General features: G+C 42.8%; 18 protein-coding genes, 6 tRNA genes, 1 pseudogene and 1 riboswitch. Of the genes and pseudogenes, 21 read left to right on the plus strand and 4 right to left on the minus strand.

The window, feature by feature from the left end:
- Both B1K71_RS00860 and B1K71_RS00865 read right to left on the minus strand, forming a co-directional pair.
- Positions 1 to 445: DUF6431 domain-containing protein (locus B1K71_RS00860; protein WP_175631789.1), on the minus strand; the 445-nt coding region annotated here is incomplete at its 3' end.
- Between the two features lie 425 nt (positions 446 to 870).
- Positions 871 to 1,275, minus strand: a pseudogene (locus B1K71_RS00865) (transposase); the annotation flags it as partial.
- 344 nt (positions 1,276 to 1,619) lie between these two features.
- On the opposite strand from B1K71_RS00865, the gene B1K71_RS20320 reads away from it, so the two are divergent.
- From B1K71_RS20320 to B1K71_RS19735, 5 genes are all read left to right on the plus strand, one after another.
- On the plus strand, positions 1,620 to 1,739 hold the full coding sequence (locus tag B1K71_RS20320; protein ID WP_342742099.1) for a TasA family protein: 120 nt from the start codon (positions 1,620 to 1,622) through the stop codon (positions 1,737 to 1,739).
- On the plus strand, positions 1,705 to 2,166 hold the full coding sequence (locus tag B1K71_RS00870; protein ID WP_342742100.1) for a TasA family protein: 462 nt from the start codon (positions 1,705 to 1,707) through the stop codon (positions 2,164 to 2,166). Before B1K71_RS20320 ends, B1K71_RS00870 begins: the two co-directional genes overlap by 35 nt.
- Before the next feature lie 118 nt (positions 2,167 to 2,284).
- A riboswitch (SAM riboswitch) is annotated at positions 2,285 to 2,392 on the plus strand.
- A 111-nt stretch (positions 2,393 to 2,503) separates the two neighbouring features.
- Complete coding sequence (gene ssuE, locus B1K71_RS00875) at positions 2,504 to 3,043, plus strand: NADPH-dependent FMN reductase (RefSeq protein WP_077324146.1); 540 nt, start codon at positions 2,504 to 2,506, stop codon at positions 3,041 to 3,043.
- Between the two features lie 28 nt (positions 3,044 to 3,071).
- Positions 3,072 to 4,448, plus strand: a complete 1,377-nt coding sequence (locus B1K71_RS00880; protein WP_077324147.1) for an LLM class flavin-dependent oxidoreductase — start codon at positions 3,072 to 3,074, stop codon at positions 4,446 to 4,448.
- Between the two features lie 101 nt (positions 4,449 to 4,549).
- The gene (locus B1K71_RS19735) at positions 4,550 to 4,708 is read left to right on the plus strand and encodes a hypothetical protein (RefSeq protein ID WP_175631790.1); all 159 of its coding nucleotides are present in this window, start codon (positions 4,550 to 4,552) and stop codon (positions 4,706 to 4,708) included.
- Between the two features lie 18 nt (positions 4,709 to 4,726).
- Here the strand turns inward: B1K71_RS19735 and B1K71_RS00885 are convergent, their stop codons facing one another.
- Entirely contained in the window at positions 4,727 to 5,458 is a 732-nt protein-coding gene (locus tag B1K71_RS00885) for a YwaF family protein (protein ID WP_077324148.1), read from the minus strand.
- A gap of 231 nt (positions 5,459 to 5,689) precedes the next feature.
- Here B1K71_RS00885 and B1K71_RS00890 point away from each other — a divergent pair.
- The 11 genes from B1K71_RS00890 to rocF all read left to right on the plus strand — a co-directional run bounded on the left by B1K71_RS00890 (position 5,690) and on the right by rocF (position 12,032).
- Positions 5,690 to 5,764 (plus strand) — tRNA-Glu (locus B1K71_RS00890).
- Between the two features lie 23 nt (positions 5,765 to 5,787).
- Positions 5,788 to 5,863: transfer RNA gene (locus tag B1K71_RS00895), tRNA-Val, on the plus strand.
- Between the two features lie 52 nt (positions 5,864 to 5,915).
- Positions 5,916 to 5,991: transfer RNA gene (locus tag B1K71_RS00900), tRNA-Thr, on the plus strand.
- Between the two features lie 42 nt (positions 5,992 to 6,033).
- A tRNA-Tyr gene (locus B1K71_RS00905) sits at positions 6,034 to 6,118 on the plus strand.
- A gap of 16 nt (positions 6,119 to 6,134) precedes the next feature.
- Positions 6,135 to 6,206: transfer RNA gene (locus B1K71_RS00910), tRNA-Gln, on the plus strand.
- Between the two features lie 138 nt (positions 6,207 to 6,344).
- A tRNA-Lys gene (locus B1K71_RS00915) sits at positions 6,345 to 6,417 on the plus strand.
- 211 nt (positions 6,418 to 6,628) lie between these two features.
- Positions 6,629 to 7,918: a hydroxymethylglutaryl-CoA reductase, degradative gene (locus B1K71_RS00920; protein WP_077324149.1), complete on the plus strand. Its 1,290-nt coding sequence runs from the start codon at positions 6,629 to 6,631 to the stop codon at positions 7,916 to 7,918.
- Positions 7,915 to 8,874, plus strand: coding sequence for a mevalonate kinase (gene mvk, locus B1K71_RS00925; RefSeq protein ID WP_077324150.1), 960 nt, complete (start codon positions 7,915 to 7,917; stop codon positions 8,872 to 8,874). The genes B1K71_RS00920 and mvk overlap by 4 nt, the downstream gene beginning before the upstream one ends.
- A gap of 26 nt (positions 8,875 to 8,900) precedes the next feature.
- A complete protein-coding gene (gene mvaD, locus B1K71_RS00930; protein ID WP_077324151.1) occupies positions 8,901 to 9,878 on the plus strand; it encodes a diphosphomevalonate decarboxylase in 978 nt (325 codons plus the stop codon).
- A gap of 13 nt (positions 9,879 to 9,891) precedes the next feature.
- A complete protein-coding gene (locus tag B1K71_RS00935; RefSeq protein WP_245799115.1) occupies positions 9,892 to 10,986 on the plus strand; it encodes a phosphomevalonate kinase in 1,095 nt (364 codons plus the stop codon).
- A 143-nt stretch (positions 10,987 to 11,129) separates the two neighbouring features.
- A complete protein-coding gene (gene rocF / locus B1K71_RS00940; RefSeq protein ID WP_077324153.1) occupies positions 11,130 to 12,032 on the plus strand; it encodes an arginase in 903 nt (300 codons plus the stop codon).
- Between the two features lie 128 nt (positions 12,033 to 12,160).
- On the opposite strand, the gene B1K71_RS00945 is transcribed toward rocF, so the two are convergent.
- The gene (locus tag B1K71_RS00945; protein ID WP_245799116.1) at positions 12,161 to 12,307 is read right to left on the minus strand and encodes an aspartyl-phosphate phosphatase Spo0E family protein; all 147 of its coding nucleotides are present in this window, start codon (positions 12,305 to 12,307) and stop codon (positions 12,161 to 12,163) included.
- A gap of 151 nt (positions 12,308 to 12,458) precedes the next feature.
- On the opposite strand from B1K71_RS00945, the gene sigW reads away from it, so the two are divergent.
- The 5 genes from sigW to glmM all read left to right on the plus strand — a co-directional run bounded on the left by sigW (position 12,459) and on the right by glmM (position 17,290).
- Positions 12,459 to 13,022: an RNA polymerase sigma factor SigW gene (sigW, locus tag B1K71_RS00950; protein WP_077324154.1), complete on the plus strand. Its 564-nt coding sequence runs from the start codon at positions 12,459 to 12,461 to the stop codon at positions 13,020 to 13,022.
- A gap of 15 nt (positions 13,023 to 13,037) precedes the next feature.
- A complete protein-coding gene (locus tag B1K71_RS00955; RefSeq protein WP_077324155.1) occupies positions 13,038 to 13,676 on the plus strand; it encodes a zf-HC2 domain-containing protein in 639 nt (212 codons plus the stop codon).
- 140 nt (positions 13,677 to 13,816) lie between these two features.
- Complete coding sequence (gene cdaA / locus B1K71_RS00960; protein WP_077324156.1) at positions 13,817 to 14,638, plus strand: diadenylate cyclase CdaA; 822 nt, start codon at positions 13,817 to 13,819, stop codon at positions 14,636 to 14,638.
- Positions 14,631 to 15,860 (plus strand): CdaR family protein, encoded by a 1,230-nt coding sequence (locus tag B1K71_RS00965; protein WP_077324157.1) that lies wholly within the window; start codon positions 14,631 to 14,633, stop codon positions 15,858 to 15,860. Before cdaA ends, B1K71_RS00965 begins: the two co-directional genes overlap by 8 nt.
- Positions 15,861 to 15,943: 83 nt before the next feature.
- Entirely contained in the window at positions 15,944 to 17,290 is a 1,347-nt protein-coding gene (glmM, locus tag B1K71_RS00970) for a phosphoglucosamine mutase (RefSeq protein ID WP_077324158.1), read from the plus strand.
- The last annotated feature ends 47 nt before the right edge of the window (positions 17,291 to 17,337 follow it).

Below are 17,337 nucleotides of genomic sequence, written 5' to 3' on the forward strand. Positions count from 1 at the left end.
GTTTGGACAGGAATGCAGAACGGGTCTGTACCCATAAATGAACATTTACAATGGGACGGACAACTTTCGCCAGCCATCCAACGAATGATTCTCCATTGCGTCCGATTCTTTGGAGCACGGTCCGTGGAGGATCGGACGTGCTCCCCACAGGTAAATCCAATTGAAAGCGCCTGATAATAGAATTGAAACAACCCACAGCATAAGGCCCCCAATTCCGAAACCATTCACGCCAGCGCCCCAATGTCGATTCATCAGCCGGTACATCTATCAATTGATCATCCAGAACCTGTTCGATGCTTTCTGTCCCATAACGCTTGTAGGGGACTAGAAGATCTGGTAGTTCGTGATGAATTTTATGACAGCGTTCACAAAAAAGACGACGTATAATAAGTTTCGCTTTATCTCCGGAATGTCTATACCATACTCTTCGCCGACTACCTGCCACTATTAGAGGACCTTCACAACAAGGACAGTGATTGATTTCCGCACTCCTAACAAAAAACGCCAGGCTCATTCTTCTTCTCAACCAACGTATAATCTGATATACTTACCATATATTGTTTTTTTGGTGGGCGTCTCCAGTGAAATTGTTCCCGCAGTTTCACGTTAATGGGGGACGTCCTTTTCCTTTCTTCAGGTTTTTTCCTCGGTCACTCTATTAGTCTACTTCTGGTCGGACATAACCGTCAACTTCCGGTCTTTTTCGCCTAGCTAAAACATCATGGGTATAAAACAGTAATACCAGCTAATAGTTGTCAATATTTTAAGGTAAAAAAGTACAAAAAAAGATGTTACACTTAAATTGGACATACCAAATAACCTTACCGTATATTCAATAAGGTATCGGAATATTGTGAAATCAAAATGATTCTATGATTGATCTACAAAAACTTCCTGACGTTGGATCCAGTGAACGAGTTTATTAGCACTGGTAATCACTGCGACTTTGTGCGGTTTGCCCTCGTTTCTTTTACGATCATAAAAGGCTATAATTTTCTTGTTTCGGTTTTTGGTACGACCACATTGCACCGCTGTATAAAGGGCCTGACGCAATCTTGATGACCCTCTTTTGGTGATGCGGTTGATTGATGCTTTATATTTTCCAGACTCAAAAACACTTGGATCTAATCCTGCATAGGCAGCCAGTTGTTTAGGGCGTTCAAATTGGTCTGTTCCCCCTATTTCGGAGATGATTGTGGCAGCAATCTTTCTTCCGATTCCGGGAACCGATCGGACCAATTTATATTCGTTAAAAGTCTCAGCCAAGGCATCTATTATCCGTTGTAAAAAAGCTTGGACCTGGCTTTCCCCTTTCGCTACATCCAGGCCAATGACAGGGTCCATATGTAATCACTACTCCTTTGTTAGATTCGCCGGTACGCCCCTGTATCACTTGTAGTTTCATAGCTTCGCTTTTTATACGGGATCGCGTCCCAACCAGCCTCAAACATGTTTCTACAAGGAGGGGGTGGACAGTATTACGGACGGGATCAGTGTCCCACGGGCCAGATCGTCCTACCCCGGCTACCTTAAGCATAAAACCTATTAAAAATAGGTCAACCAGAAATGACTGGTTAACCATATAATACGATTGGGCATGGGGATCATTTCGGCTGCACTTGGGCTCAGCCTTATCGGGGGGAGGAACGTACGTGTATTTTAGCGATTCAGAAAAAACCAACAATACCATTCGCGGCAGGAACTATGGAATTAACGTTCAACCAACCTGCCGGAAATGATGAAAATGTTATTTTTAATCTGGATAACATAAAGCCGGGAGACACACAGGAACAGTCATTTAGTATTCAGAATACCGGGACACTTAATTTCTCAAAAGTAATGTTGGATACAGACTATAAAGTGAATGATGCCAAAGGTGATAATACGTTGAACTTTGGGAAGCACATTCGGGTAGAGTTATTCTATAATACAAGCAAAGGGAAGAAACTCATCACAAAAACGACTCTAAATCAACTAAAAAGGGATGGTCCCATTGATGTGATTGGTGGGGATGGTCTTCCCGCGGATCAAAATGGCCACTATGAAAATTTTTATGTTGATATCTCATTTGTGGATAATGGCGAGGATCAGAATCAATTCCAGGGTGACTCCCTGAAACTTAACTGGACGTTTACTGCGGAACAAGAAGATGGGGAAGAAATTTAACGACATTTGACTTTTATATGAACAATAGATGGGAAATTTATGTTGATTTGCATCTTTTTTCAAAAACCCACTTGATTTATCAGACTAATAGGAATATAATGTACTGCAACAATAAAATATCTTATCAAGAGAAGCTGAGGGATCTGGCCCTGTGAAGCTTCAGCAACCTCTGACACTGTCAGGATGGTGCTAAATCCAGCAAGATTAATTTCTTGGGAGATAAGAGCGGAATCGAATAACCGTCAGCAACCCTCTTTTCTTATCCAAGGAAAGGGGGTTTTTTAACAGAATTTGGCAAAACCATTAAAATGAATTTTATGAGGAAAGGATGATCATTATGGGTGAAATTGTTGTATTGTCGGGCAGTCCTTCTGCCGCTTCAAGATCGGATAGTGTACTAAGGTATATGGGTGATTTGCTAATCCAAAAACATTTTACGGTATCACATCTCTCTGTCAGAGATTTACCATATGAAGATCTTTTTACGGGAAACTGGGAAAGCCCGGCTATCCGGGATATCGCATTGATGATTCGGAATGCCAGTGGTGTTATCGTTGGATCGCCTGTGTACAAAGGAGCCTATTCAGGCGTGCTGAAGGCATTATTGGATGTTTTGCCGCGGGATGTGCTGCAGCATACACCTGTTCTTCCTGTAATGACCGGTGGGAGTGCTTCACATTTGCTGGCAATTGAATACACATTAAAACCCGTGCTTGCGACATTAAAAGGGCATAATCTGAAAGGTCTTTATTTATTAGATGATCAAATTGACAAACATAGGAACAATCCGATTATTGAAGATGCAATTTTGGAACGGACGGAGAAACAGTTATACTATTTTGCGGATTTAGTAAAAGGAACAGTTGTTTGGAATTAAGCTATCTAAAACAGAAAGGGGTAACTGTATGACGAAGAAACGAATTTTTTTAAATGCATTTGATATGAATTGTGCGGGGCATCAATCCCCGGGATTATGGACACATCCTGATGATGAGTCACATCGTTATAAGGACAGCAGTTATTGGATTGAACTTGCCAAGCTGTTAGAGAAGGGAAGGTTTGATGCGGTGTTTATCGCGGATGTTCTTGGCACATATGATGTTTATCGAGGTTCCAGGGATGCAGCTGTCCGGCAAGGGGCCCAGGCGCCGGTGAATGATCCGCTGCTGGTTGTTCCGTTAATGGCCGCCGTTACGAATCATCTTGGATTTGGGGTTACATCTTCGGTTACACATGAGCATCCTTATCTGTTTGCCCGCCGGATGACAACGTTAGACCATTTAACAAATGGACGTGTCGGCTGGAATATAGTTACATCTTATTTGAAAAGTGCAGCGGTCAACATGGGCAGGGCCGGTCAGATTAAACATGATGAACGGTACGATATTGCAGAAGAATATGTGGATGTTTGTTACAAACTGTGGGAGGCGAGCTGGGAAGCGGATGCGGTTCAGCTGGATAAAGGAAATGGCATCTATACGGATCCGGATAAGGTTCATGATATCAGGCATGAAGGAAAATATTATAAAGTCCCGGGTGCCCATTTATCTGAACCATCCAAACAGAGAACACCGGTGTTGTATCAGGCTGGTGCGTCACCAAAGGGAAGAGCATTTGCCTCAAAGCATGCTGAATTGGTGTTTATTGGTCCGCCAACTAAAAATGCTGCTAAAGAGACAGTTAGGCGTCTGCGGGAGGATATTGCAAAAACGAACCGATCGCAGGATGAGGTGAAAATTTTAACGATGCTGACACCAATTGTCGGAAAAACAGAAGCGGAAGCACAGCAAAAACTGGCTGACTATAAACAGTATGTCAGTCATGAAGGTGCGGCGGCTTTGTTCGGTGGATGGACGGGAATTGACCTTTCCGACTATGATGAGACACAGGTTATTGAATATATTGAAAATGATTCGATTCGTTCAGCTCTGGAAAGTTTTACAAGTATCGATCCGACGAAACAATGGACGGTTGGGGAGATAAAAGATTTTGTTGGGATTGGCGGGATGAGCGGATTTATCACCGGCTCACCAGAACAAATTGCTGATCAGCTTGAGGAATGGATAGATGAAACAGGAGTAGATGGATTTAATATTGCATACGCAATCACACCAGGGACCTTTAAAGATTTTGTTGAACTGGTGATTCCGATTTTACAGGATAGAGGATTGGTAAAACGTGATTACAACGGAACCTCACTCCGGGATAATTTGTTTGGAGCAGGTGATTCACTTCCCGAACACCATCCTGGCAAACAAACTACGAGCGTGTTGGTAAAATAGATACGTGTAAAAGCGATTAGATTCTACAGGGATTTAGTCGCTTTTTGTTGTTTCATAAAATGTTGGAAATGTGTAAACTTGAAAGGAAAGGGGGGTACCACATGAATTTACTCTTTATTCTGGCTGTCATCGTGACCATAATGGAATTGTTTGTAGCTTTTTTCTTAATAAAAAGGCAAAAGATGGCGATATGGCAATCATTGTATGTATCACTTCCGGTTATCGTTATTGTATGGGTGGTAGCAATTATGTATTCTTAGTAAACAAACACCCTCTTGCTATTTGGGTGTTTGTTTACCGTGGGTGAAGAAATGATATATTTTATATTGAATGAAAAATACAATTAGAGCCAACAGGCAAAGGGTGAAGTAGTAGATAAAACCGCTGCCCAATAAATCCAATGGCGTACTGGCTGTCGGTGTGTGTGACAGGTAAAGATAATTGGAGTCCAGTAATGGATTTACGATATAGCCGATTAAACAGGCATAAAGCAATATATATCCGTAGCTTTCCAGCATTGATTTGAATGTTATTTCCGTATAATTGGCAACGACTAAAAATAAGCCGATCCAGGAAATAAAAATATGATGGATGAAGAATTTCCAATAACGAAAGTGCGGGAAATCAAAAGGTAATTCAGGTGTAACAATTGCAAGGAAAGCGGGTATCAGTCCGAAGAAAAATGTGATACGAATTAACTTCTTATTATGATTCCAAAGGGCAATGGCCCCTGTAATCCCTGTTATTCCGCACAGATGCAGCGGCAGATGTTCCCTGGGATTCCACAAGCCATTAACCGCTGCCCAAATTTGATAGGTAATTTCGGAAAAGATAAGTATTCCAAACAGCGTCCAACGCAGAATATTATAGATGGTACGACTTTCCCGGATTTTAGTAAATGAGATGAAAAAAAGAATAAGTCCCAAAAAATAGATGATCAGCATCACAAGATGACTTGGTCCAAATGCAACAAATGGTTTTCCGTCCACCCCCACAAACCAATCAATCATTAAATCCCCCCCTACCACTTTATTATATGATGAAAGTTGCCGTGGAGAAACAGAAATTAAAAAAGAACCCAATTCCGGCAAAATATCGCAGAAAGGGTCTAAATAGATGTCATTTCAACCAGGCAATAATAAAAAAATAAAAAACCCCTTTACAAATATCATTTATCTGTATATAATGTAATTCGTCAGTTTCTGACACAATTTGAACTTATATGCTATACATGATTGCTAGGCCCGTTGGTCAAGTGGTTAAGACACCGCCCTTTCACGGCGGTAACACGGGTTCGAATCCCGTACGGGTCACCATTATTTTTTGCATTAAGGATTCCGGAGGATTAGCTCAGCTGGGAGAGCACCTGCCTTACAAGCAGGGGGTCGCAGGTTCGAGCCCTGCATCCTCCACCATTTTCCTGTAAGATACATGGATACATTGGTTATATGTCTCACTCCATAAAATGCCGGTCTAGCTCAATTGGCAGAGCAACTGACTTGTAATCAGTAGGTTGGGGGTTCGATTCCTCTGGCCGGCACCATTTTTTTGCATAATTACCGTTGTTGCAGGTTAGAATACATTGGGAGGGGTAGCGAAGTGGCTAAACGCGGCGGACTGTAAATCCGCTCCCTCAGGGTTCGGGAGTTCGAATCTCTCCCCCTCCACCATATTTATAGTAATTGATGGGCTGTAGCCAAGCGGTAAGGCATCGGGTTTTGATCCCGTGTATCCTAGGTTCGAATCCTAGCAGCCCAGCCTTTTTAATGTTTGTATAAAAAACTTTTTATTTAAAGTCGTCGTAACCCACTTAAAAATGCGGATATAACGAATTAATTTAATGAGTGAGCCGCTAGCTGACTGCAAACATCCTTGAAAAGCTGACATTCATAACATGAGCCATTAGCTCAGCCGGCAGAGCATCTGACTTTTAATCAGAGGGTCGGAGGTTCGAATCCTCCATGGCTCACTATTCAAACCGGGCTTTTACATGCTGAATAATTTGGCGGAAATACATAACACATATGATATAGTAGATAAACAAGGTCGTTATGATTACCAACAACCTTGTTTATTTGCATTTTTAGCTGTTTTTTTACATAATAGATACAGTAAATTATTACTATACAATAACTGCATGAACATATATAAATTTAAGATAATCTAAAGGATGAGATGGTATGAAGACTTCCCGGATTCCTGGCTTTTACAATAAGACAGTTGAGGAACGCAGGGAATTGCTTACTGCAATGGAAGGTTTCTCGGAAAAAGAGCAGGATATTTTATTTTCCAAAGAGCCGCTGCCAACTGAAACTGCGGATAAAATGATAGAAAATGTGATTGGAACCTTTCCGCTTCCGTTAGGGTTAGGACTGAATTTTCTAATTAATGATAAGGAATATACAATCCCGATGGCGGTAGAGGAACCATCTATCCTCGCTTCAGCAAGTCATATTGCCAAGATTGTCAGAGAAGCGGGCGGATTCATCGCTGAATCAACCGAACGGGTTATGATTGGTCAGATTCAGGTGGTTGGCTGCCCTGATTTTTCTGCTGCCAAAGAAGCGGTTTTGAGTGAAAAAGATGCTTTGATCGATGCGGCAAACGCTTCATACCCCAGTCTCATGGCCAGAGGCGGTGGAGCGGAAGATTTGGAAGTCAGGATATTAAACGAGGAATCCGATTCAGCGTACGGAAAAATGCTTGTCCTGCATATTTATGTAAACACATGTGATGCTATGGGTGCGAATATTATTAATACGATGGTGGAGTCACTGGCTCCAACTATTGAAAAAATAACCGATGGCAAAGTTTATTTGCGGATTCTGTCCAACTATCCGGACAGGTGTCTGGCAAAAGCACGTTGCGTTATTCCGCCTGAATTACTTGCAACAGGTGATTTTTCCGGTGAGGCAGTGCGGGACGGTGTAATCCATGCGTACGAATTTGCTGCATCTGATCCATTTAGAGCGGTAACACATAATAAAGGGATCATGAATGGTATTGATCCGGTTGTAATCGCGACAGGCAATGATTGGCGTGCCGTTGAAGCAGGGGCACATGCCCATGCTGCCAGATATGGAAAATATGGATCAATGACGGTTTGGTCCAAAGATGAAATGGGCAACCTTGTTGGTGAACTGGAATTGCCGATGTCAGTTGGTACAGTTGGAGGTTCCATAAGGGTGCATCCCATGGCCAAAATAGCATTGAAAATTTTAGGTGTGGAATCTGCCCGGGAACTTGCACAGGTTATTGTCACTGTTGGACTTGCTCAGAATCTTGGAGCGCTTAAGGCCTTGGCGACAGATGGGATTCAAAAAGGCCATATGGCTTTACATTCTCGTTCTGTTGCAATCGCGGCAGGAGCTACAGGGGAGATGATTGATATCATTGCTGAACGATTGGTTAATGAAAAGGAAATCCGTGTCGGAAAAGCTAAAGAATTGGTGGACGAGTATACAAAATGAGTGCAGAAAAGGCAACAACTTCAGAACAAACAGCTATTGGTATAGCTCATAGTAAATTGATCTTAATCGGTGAACATGCAGTTGTACACGGGCAACCCGCAATTGCCATCCCATTCCCATTGGTCGGTGTGGAATCAATTGTTGATTATGTTCCGGGTTCAGTTCAATTGAACAGTTCTTTTTATACTGGTCCAATTGAATCTGCCCCCGAAATGCTGGAAGGGCTTGTGACGTGTATTAAAGAAACGTTGAAACATCTGCATTTGCCGTGCCAGGATTTTATGATCCGGATTAAATCATCGATTCCACCTGGTAAAGGACTGGGTTCAAGTGCTTCAGTCGCAATTGCAGTTGTTAAATCGCTATTTCACTTCTTCGGTGAGCGGTATTCAGAGGAAGATTTGCTTAATCTGTCAAACATATCGGAAACATATGCCCATGGTGTTCCAAGTGGAATTGATACGTTAACTATAACTTCCGGGTCACCGGTTTGGTATGAAAAAGATGAGCCGATTAATTTTATTGATCCAAAAGGTGATTTTCACTTTATCGTAGCGGATTCCGGACGAGTTGGCGATACGCGTTCAGCTGTTGAATCCGTGGCAAGTCTGTTAAGGTCTGCACCGAAGCGTATTCAGAACAAGTTGGATCGTATCGGGGAAATTACACACCGGGCCAGAAATGCACTGGAGACTGCCAGCAAACATCTGCTCGGACAGATGCTAAACGAAGCACAACGGGAACTGGAAGCACTTGGTGTTAGTGACGCCGGTCTTAACCGTTTAATATATTTTGCACGACAGGAAGGTGCATTGGGCGCAAAATTAACCGGTGGCGGAAATGGCGGCTGCATTATTGCGTTAGCACGTAATGAAGTGCATTCCAGACAATTGGCTGAAAAACTGAAAAAGTTTGGTGCCCATGCTGTATGGCCATTTGTTTTACGAAATAATTAAAAGAAGTCAGGTGTGAGGGGATACGCATGAAAGCAACAGCTAAGGCACATACAAATATTGCTTTGATCAAGTATTGGGGAAAACGGGACGAATCATTGATTCTCCCTATGAATAGCAGCCTTTCCTTAACGCTGGATGGATTTTATACAACTACCTCCGTTGAATTCAGGACAGAATTGACGAAAGATCAATTCTATTTGAATGGTGAGGCGGTTGTTGATGGACAATTTGATCGTGTAACGGGCTTTCTGAATCTTATTCGAAGCTTCGCCGGAAAAGATAATTTTTTTGCAACAGTGAATTCGACCAACCATGTACCAACTGCCGCCGGATTTGCATCATCTGCATCCGGATTTGCTGCACTTGCAGCAGCTGCTGTGAAGGCATTGGGATTACCGGTTGACGAAACAGTGCTTTCCCGTCTAACAAGACAAGGTTCCGGTTCAGCATGCCGCTCTATTTATGGTGGTTTTGTTGAATGGGAAAAGGGTTCCAAAGCTGATGGTACCGATTCATACGCTGTCCCGATTGCTCCGGCTGACCATTGGGACATTCGTGTAGCGGCGGTAGTTCTGTCTTCAAAAGCGAAAAAAGTACTTAGCCGTGAAGGAATGAAGCGCACGGTCGACACATCAGCGTTTTATTCAAGCTGGATTGACGGTATTCCACATGATATGGATCAGATCAAAGATGGTATCCGAACGAAGGATTTTGAAAAAGTTGGTAAAATTGCTGAAGCAAACTGTTTGAAGATGCATGCAACTACTTTGGGAGCAAATCCTCCTTTTTCTTATTGGCATGATACGACAATGGCTGTTATGCATGCAGTGCGGGAACTAAGAGAAAATGGAATTCCCGCATATTTCACAATTGATGCGGGTCCGAATGTGAAAGTCCTTTATTTGCCGGAGAATGAGCAGATATTAAAGCAATCTCTCCGTGACATCCCTGGTGTTCATGATGTGATTTCCAGTAAAGCGGGCCAGGGAATATCCTATCTTTAGGGGTTGAAACATCTTGTCTAAATCAATAACTATCAAAACACCCGGGAAATTAATGATTGCAGGAGAATTTGCCGTTCTTGAAAAATATCAGAAGCTCGTGGTCATGGCGGTTGACCGTTTTGTTTATGCCACCTTGGAACAAAGCGGAGATAACCGTCTTTCTTTACATAATTTTGATCTGACAGATATTGAATGGGCCTGGACAGATAAACATGTTGTGATACGCACGGATGATGATCGGGTACGCTTTGTCGAAAATGCAATGACAGTAGTTTATTCTTATTTAGCTGAAAATAATATTCTGGTGGAGCCGTTCCATCTGAAAGTCCGGAGTGAATTGGATGATACCGGCGGCCAAAAATATGGCTTGGGATCAAGTGCAGCAGTGGTAACTGCCGTCATTGCAGCTGTTTTGAAAAAGTTTTTGCCGCAAAAGGCATCCCAACAACTTATCTTTAAGCTTGCATCGATTTCCCATGTCATTACGCAGGGAAATGGTTCCGGCGCTGATGTTGCTGCATCATCTCACGGGGGGATGCTGCAATATTCTTCTTTTCAAGCAGATTGGCTTCTGGATGCGTATGATAAAGCCGGCACGATAACGGAACTTGCAGGTTCTGATTGGCCATATTTCTCGTTGAGTCCCACCCGTTTGCCGGAAAACCTGCATATATGCATAGGCTGGACTGGTTCTCCTGCATCGACCTCATCACTTATCCAAAAGATCAGAAGACTGAAAGATACGAATGAATTATTGTACGAACAATTCCTTTCCGACAGTGGGAAGGCAGTCGGAAGTTTTCTGGATGGTGTTCAACATGATTACGCGACAAAGGTCATTGAAGGGGTCAGGCTGAATCGCCAAGCACTTTCAGTAGTTGGCAAAAACGCCGGAGTGGACATTGAAACATCGGCATTGACTGTGTTGTGTGATTTGGCGGAGAAGCATGGTGGTGCTGGAAAACCATCCGGAGCAGGTGGCGGTGATTGCGGTATTGCTTTTATGCCCTCCGAAGAGCAGGCTAACGAATTGATGAAAGCATGGAAAAAAGCAGGAATAAAACCGCTCGATCTTACACTTTGTTCCGACGGCGCGGTAATGATTTAATAAAGGACGTCCTGAGTTGGACGTTTTTTTTAGTTGTATCGGGAAAGGCAATCAGCCCAGGAATGAATATATATACATATTTTTGTTGAGTTGAGTCATGTTGCAATTGTTCGATAAAATGTAAAGCAGAGGAGGCGTTTACATTGAAAAAAGACTTATCGATAATTGGAGTACCGATGGATCTGGGCCAAAGCCGCCGCGGGGTTGATATGGGTCCCAGTGCTATTCGCTATGCCGGTGTTGTGGAAACACTGGAAAACCTGAAATATAATATTAACGATCTTGGTGACGTGCCAATTTCACGTCCTGACAGTAAATACGAAAAACAGGAAGGTAATCTGCGCAATCTAAAGCAGGTTGCTGAAGGAAATCAAAAACTGGCGGAGATGGTTGATCAGGAAATTGACAATAGCCGTTTCCCGCTTGTACTTGGTGGAGACCACAGCATCGCTATCGGAAGTTTGGCGGGAATATCCAAGCATTATGAGAATCTTGGTGTGATTTGGTATGACGCACATGGGGATTTGAATTCTGGCGAGACATCACCATCAGGCAATATTCATGGAATGCCACTCGCCGTGAGTCTGGGTATCGGCCACGAAAAGCTGACAGACATTCTGGACTATCAGCCTAAAATAAAGCCGGAAAATATTGTGATTATTGGAGCACGCTCGCTTGATCCGGGAGAAAAGGAACTAATACAAGAACGGGGCATAATTGTTTATTCGATGCACGAAATTGATCGTATGGGTATGACGAAAGTGATGACAGAGACGATTGACTACTTGGGAGAACGGACGGATGGTGTTCATCTAAGCCTTGACCTTGATGGACTGGATCCGGAAGAAGCGCCTGGTGTGGGCACACCTGTAATTGGCGGGTTATCCTATAGGGAAAGCCATCTTGCAATGGAAATGCTGGAAGAATCCAATCTGATTACGTCAGCAGAATTTGTGGAAGTGAACCCGATTCTTGATGATAAAAATAAAACCGCAACAATGGCGGTCGGATTGATTGGTTCATTATTTGGTGAGAAATTGAAATAAAACTCCACCATACAAAATAAGCCCGTACCGTAATTAAATGGGTACGGGTTTGTTTTACGGTTTAAAATTCCATGAAAAAAGACATTCCCTATAAATGAAATGTCCAATGCATGAGGTATATTTTTTATTCAGTATTGATACGTATTTAGAAGGTCATCCAGTTTTTTGCTGGATTCTATGACAATTTCAGAGGTTAACCCATGGTCGTTGCTTAAAATAATCATTTCATCACGATACTGTTCAATCTTTTCCAATATTAATGAGTTATTATCCACAAAACCACCCCTCAATCTAGTATAATTATAGTAACAAGCTACCCAAATTCTTGCATATTTAAACAACTTCAAAGCAGAAAAAAGTTTTTGAAACCTTTAGCAGGGTTTATTCGTATGCGTATTACCGCATATCTGGCGGAGGTACAGATAAATGGAATCATTAATTAAAGAGAAAATTAAAAAGGTTAAAAAGGGAGATCAGGCTGCTTTTGAAGGTATAGTCTCGTTTTATCAGCACAAAATATTTCAGCATTGCTACCGTATGCTGGGGAATCGTCACGAGGCTGAAGATATAGCACAGGAAGCATTTATCAGAGCATTTGTAAACATTCATTCGTTTGACGTGAATCGGAAGTTTTCAACCTGGCTGTATCGAATTGCTACCAATTTGACGATTGACCGGATACGAAAACGAAAACCTGACTATTATCTGGATGCGGAGATAACCGGAACAGAAGGGCTGAATATGTATTCACAGCTTGCCGCGGACAATCGTTTGCCCGATGAAGAAGCTGAAAGTATGGAATTGCAACAATATATTCACCGTGAGATAGCATCTCTTCCGACTAAATATCGCGGCATCATCATTTTGCGTTACCTGGAAGATTTCTCACTGAAAGAGATCAGTGAGATTATGGACATTCCTCTTGGTACCGTAAAAACCCGAATTCATCGGGGGCGCGAGGCATTACGCAAAAAGCTTCGCCATGTGTAAAGGAGTGTGATCAACTTGAATTGCAGCAATGAAGCAATAGAGCTAATGCATAAATACTTGGATAATGATATATTACAAGAGGAAGAAGACAAGTTACGGCACCATCTGGAGAATTGTGAACAGTGCCAAAAGCATTTTCATGAATTGAAGCGCGCGATTACACTTGTCCAAAGCACAGAACGGATTACAGCACCTTCTGATTTCACAGAAGGGGTCATGGAAAATTTGCCTGTTGAACGAAAGCGTGTACGCTATAAGCGCTGGTTTAAGACTCATCCAATTCTGACATCGGCAGCGATCTTTTTCATTTTTATGTTTAGTGGTATTTTTTCTGCCTGGAATCAGGATAGTGCACTGGTTGTATCCAAACAGGAAAATCTGGTCGTTCAGGGTGATACGGTAATTGTACCTGAAGGGGTTACGGTTTCGGGTGACTTGCTTGTTAAAAACGGCGATCTCCGGATTGAGGGGACGGTTGATGGTAATGTCACAATCATCAATGGAGAACTGATTGATAAGCAAATAGAGGGGACCGGTCTGATGGCATCTGTTGGCGAGGTAAATGGTGAACTAAAGCAGGTGGATCAGATTTTTGAATGGATATGGTATCACACGAAGGATATGGTTGAAAGTGTATTTTCAATGGATGAGTAAATCATTTTGAATAGACGATAAAAGTCTGGCAAATGCCGGGCTTTTTTTCATTTCAATACTGGTTAAGTAATATGATATAATAAAGAGTGGTTATTAAAAATCGATGGGAAGAAGACTAATGTACAAAAGGAAGTGTGAACATGCTTGATGGGGGATTTACTTTTTTAAACCTGTTGCGAATCGGCGTAGATATAGCTCTCGTCTGGTATGTTTTATATAAATTAATCATGTTGATCAGGGGCACTAAAGCGATACAGCTTTTAAAAGGTATTATTGTGGTACTTGTTGTATGGGTGCTTAGCAGGGTGTTTGAACTGCAAACGGTGCAATACATAACCAATCAGGCAATAACGTGGGGATTTGTATTCATTGTGATCCTGTTTCAGCCTGAATTGCGACGTGCACTGGAACAGCTGGGCAGGGGAAACATTTTCTCAAGAGGCTCCAGATCTGAGGAAGAAATATTAGAACAAAAAATTGAGGCGATTATCCAGTCGTGTACATATATGGCAAAGCGTAGGATTGGTGCGCTGATTTCATTGGAACGTGAGACGGGCATTGGTGATTATGCTGAGACAGGCATTCCAATCAACGGGAAACTTACGCATCAGCTTCTCACTAATATTTTCACACCAAACACCCCGCTTCATGACGGGGCGGTCATTATTAAAGATGAGGAGATTATGGCAGCTGCCTGTTATTTGCCTTTATCGGAGAGTCCTTTTATTTCCAAAGAACTGGGTACAAGGCATAGGGCTGCCATGGGAATCAGTGAAGTAACAGATGCCCTGACAATCGTCGTGTCGGAGGAAACCGGCAATATCTCTTGTACCAAAAACGGTGAATTGATGCGGGAATTGGACCAGGAAGCATTACGTGAATTTCTGCGCGGAAATCTGTCACCTTCACTTAAAACCCCTGAATCCAAGTCACGAAATCGGAGGGGGAAGAAGAATGGATAATTGGTTTAAAAGCCGTTGGTTCGTTCGTGGTGTGTCACTCGTTTTTGCTGTTTTGTTATATGTCTTCGTTCAAGTGGAGATTGATAAATACGATAGCAATGAATCGCGCATTTTTCCAAGTGGCAATGAGGAAGTGGCAACGATTGAAAATATGCCTGTTAATATCCGGATCGATCAGGAGAAATATGTTGTCGGCGGTGTGCCTCAAACAGTATCTGTAACGCTGGAAGGTTCAGAAAGTACGCTGAAGGCAACGGCCAGACAGAAAAACTTCGATATCTATGTCAATCTGGAAGGACTGGATGAAGGTACACATACAGTTGAATTAAAACATGCAAATGTGCCGAGGGAATTAAAAGTCTATATTGAACCGAAAACGGTTGAGGTTACGATTGAAGAGCGTGCATCCAAACAGTTTACGGTTACAACTGACTTTATCAATACCGATAAGCTGCCGCAAGGGTATGAACTTGGTCAAAGCACTGTTGAACCAAGCACAGTGACCATTACCAGCTCCAAGGAAATCATCGATCAAATTGCTATTGTGAAAGTATTTGTCGATGTTGCGGGATTGAAGGAGCCAATTGACAACAGGGAGGTCCCCGTTAATGTCTATGATGCACGGGGCAATGAACTAAATGTCCAAATGGAGCCGGAGAGTGTGGCGGTTTCAGTAGATGTACACAACCCGAGTAAGTCTGTGCCGGTCTCGGTGTCAACAACCGGTGAGCTTCCGGAAGGCTATACAATGTCCTCTGTATCTGCTAATGTGGACAAGGTAAAATTATATGGGACAAGTGATGTATTAAAAGGAATTGAAGAGGTCCCAACGGAAGATATTGATCTATCTGATTTAAATGAATCCGGGACAGTGGAAGTTGGATTGGCTCTTCCGGACGGGGTGCATGTAAAAAACAGCAAAAAAGTTGAAGTGAAGGTTGAATTGGAACAGAAGAAGACATTGGAGGACGTTCCGATTGAAGTGGAGAACCTTCAGGATGGACAGGAAGTATCATTTGTACAGCCGGAATCCCAGTCAATGGAAGTTACCGTTAGCGGAAAACAAAAAGATGTTAGTGCAACTTCTGCAGAGGATATAGCCGCCACTGTTGATGCAAGCGGACTGGAAGAAGGTGAGCATGTGCTTCCGGTGTCGTTGGAAGGGCCGGAAAACGTAGATTTGACCGGAGAATATAAACAGGTAACAATTGAAATTACCTGATACGTGAACAGGAAGGTATCATAAGCGCGAGAGATGCGTTTTACCCACATGAAGAGGGTAAATGGAAAAAGGAGAGAAACAGCATGGGAAATTATTTTGGAACAGACGGTGTCAGAGGAGTTGCCAATACTGAATTGACACCTGAATTAGCATATAAGTTAGGTCGTTTTGGCGGTTATTCATTGACAAAAGGTGTTTCAAAGCCAAAAATCTTAATCGGACGTGACACCCGGGTTTCCGGTCATATGCTGGAAGGTGCATTGGTAGCGGGGCTGCTTTCTATTGGTGCTGAAGTGATGCGTCTTGGTGTCATTTCAACACCTGGCGTAGCTTATTTAACGAAAGCGACCAGTGCAGAAGCTGGAATCATGATTTCTGCCTCCCACAACCCTGTTGAAGATAATGGGATTAAATTTTTTGGACCGGATGGCTTTAAACTGACAGATGCGCAGGAAGACGAAATTGAACAGCTGATGGATGGCGAAGATGACCTGCCACGTCCAACAGGTGCAGATATTGGGGTTATCAATGATTATTTTGAAGGTGGTCAAAAGTATCTCTCATTCCTGAAAGAAACGGTTGATAATGATTTTGAAGATATGGTAATTGCCTTGGATTGCGCACACGGTGCAACATCGAGTCTTGCCACACACCTGTTTGCTGATTTGGAAGCCGATATCCACTCTATCGGGTCATCGCCGGATGGTCTGAATATTAATGACGGATATGGTTCAACACATCCTGAGTCACTGCAGGCTTTCGTTGTTGAAAAAGGTGCTGAGGTTGGACTTGCTTTTGATGGAGATGGCGACCGTCTGATTGCTGTTGATGAAAAAGGAAACCTTGTCGATGGTGATAAGATCATGTACATCTGCGGCAAGTTTATGAATGAAAAAGGTGTGCTTCGCCATGATACAGTCGTTTCAACGGTCATGAGCAATATCGGATTTTACAAAGCGCTTGAAGAACACGGGATGCGAAGTGACAAGACAAAAGTCGGTGACCGCTACGTCCTGGAGGAAATGCTGAACGGCGGCTATAACCTTGGCGGCGAACAGTCCGGGCATATAATTTTTCTTGATCATACAACAACCGGCGACGGTATGCTGACAGCAATTCAGCTTGTGAATGTTATGAAGGAAACCGGAAAGACACTTTCTGAACTGGCCAATGAGATGGAGATCTATCCGCAGGTTCTGAAAAACGTAAAAGTAACCGATAAGAAAAATGCCATGTCGAACCCTAAGATTCAGGAAGAAATTGATGCAGTTGAAGCGGAGATGAACGGTGAAGGCCGTGTCCTTGTACGGCCATCCGGCACGGAGCCGCTTGTGCGGGTAATGGTGGAAGCACCAACGAAAGAGGCCTGTGAAAAATACACGAATCAAGTTGCAGCGGTTATTGAAAACCTGCTAGGCATGAAAGAATAACGGCCTTTAAAATTGCTCTCGGTTTCGAGAGCGATTTTTTGAATAAT

The organism is Virgibacillus siamensis, from assembly GCF_900162695.1.
Lineage (GTDB): Bacteria > Bacillota > Bacilli > Bacillales > Amphibacillaceae > Lentibacillus > Lentibacillus siamensis_A.

Excerpts from the sequence above, each read along its gene's own strand:
- B1K71_RS00870 (WP_342742100.1), top strand. The coding sequence starts at position 1,705 with ATGGAATTAACGTTCAACCAACCTGCCGGAAATGATGAAAATGTTATT.
- ssuE (WP_077324146.1), top strand. The coding sequence starts at position 2,504 with ATGGGTGAAATTGTTGTATTGTCGGGCAGTCCTTCTGCCGCTTCAAGA.
- B1K71_RS00880 (WP_077324147.1), top strand. The coding sequence starts at position 3,072 with ATGACGAAGAAACGAATTTTTTTAAATGCATTTGATATGAATTGTGCG.
- B1K71_RS19735 (WP_175631790.1), top strand. The coding sequence starts at position 4,550 with ATGAATTTACTCTTTATTCTGGCTGTCATCGTGACCATAATGGAATTG.
- B1K71_RS00885 (WP_077324148.1), bottom strand. The coding sequence starts at position 5,458 with ATGATTGATTGGTTTGTGGGGGTGGACGGAAAACCATTTGTTGCATTT.
- B1K71_RS00920 (WP_077324149.1), top strand. The coding sequence starts at position 6,629 with ATGAAGACTTCCCGGATTCCTGGCTTTTACAATAAGACAGTTGAGGAA.
- mvk (WP_077324150.1), top strand. The coding sequence starts at position 7,915 with ATGAGTGCAGAAAAGGCAACAACTTCAGAACAAACAGCTATTGGTATA.
- mvaD (WP_077324151.1), top strand. The coding sequence starts at position 8,901 with ATGAAAGCAACAGCTAAGGCACATACAAATATTGCTTTGATCAAGTAT.
- sigW (WP_077324154.1), top strand. The coding sequence starts at position 12,459 with ATGGAATCATTAATTAAAGAGAAAATTAAAAAGGTTAAAAAGGGAGAT.
- cdaA (WP_077324156.1), top strand. The coding sequence starts at position 13,817 with ATGCTTGATGGGGGATTTACTTTTTTAAACCTGTTGCGAATCGGCGTA.
- B1K71_RS00965 (WP_077324157.1), top strand. The coding sequence starts at position 14,631 with ATGGATAATTGGTTTAAAAGCCGTTGGTTCGTTCGTGGTGTGTCACTC.
- glmM (WP_077324158.1), top strand. The coding sequence starts at position 15,944 with ATGGGAAATTATTTTGGAACAGACGGTGTCAGAGGAGTTGCCAATACT.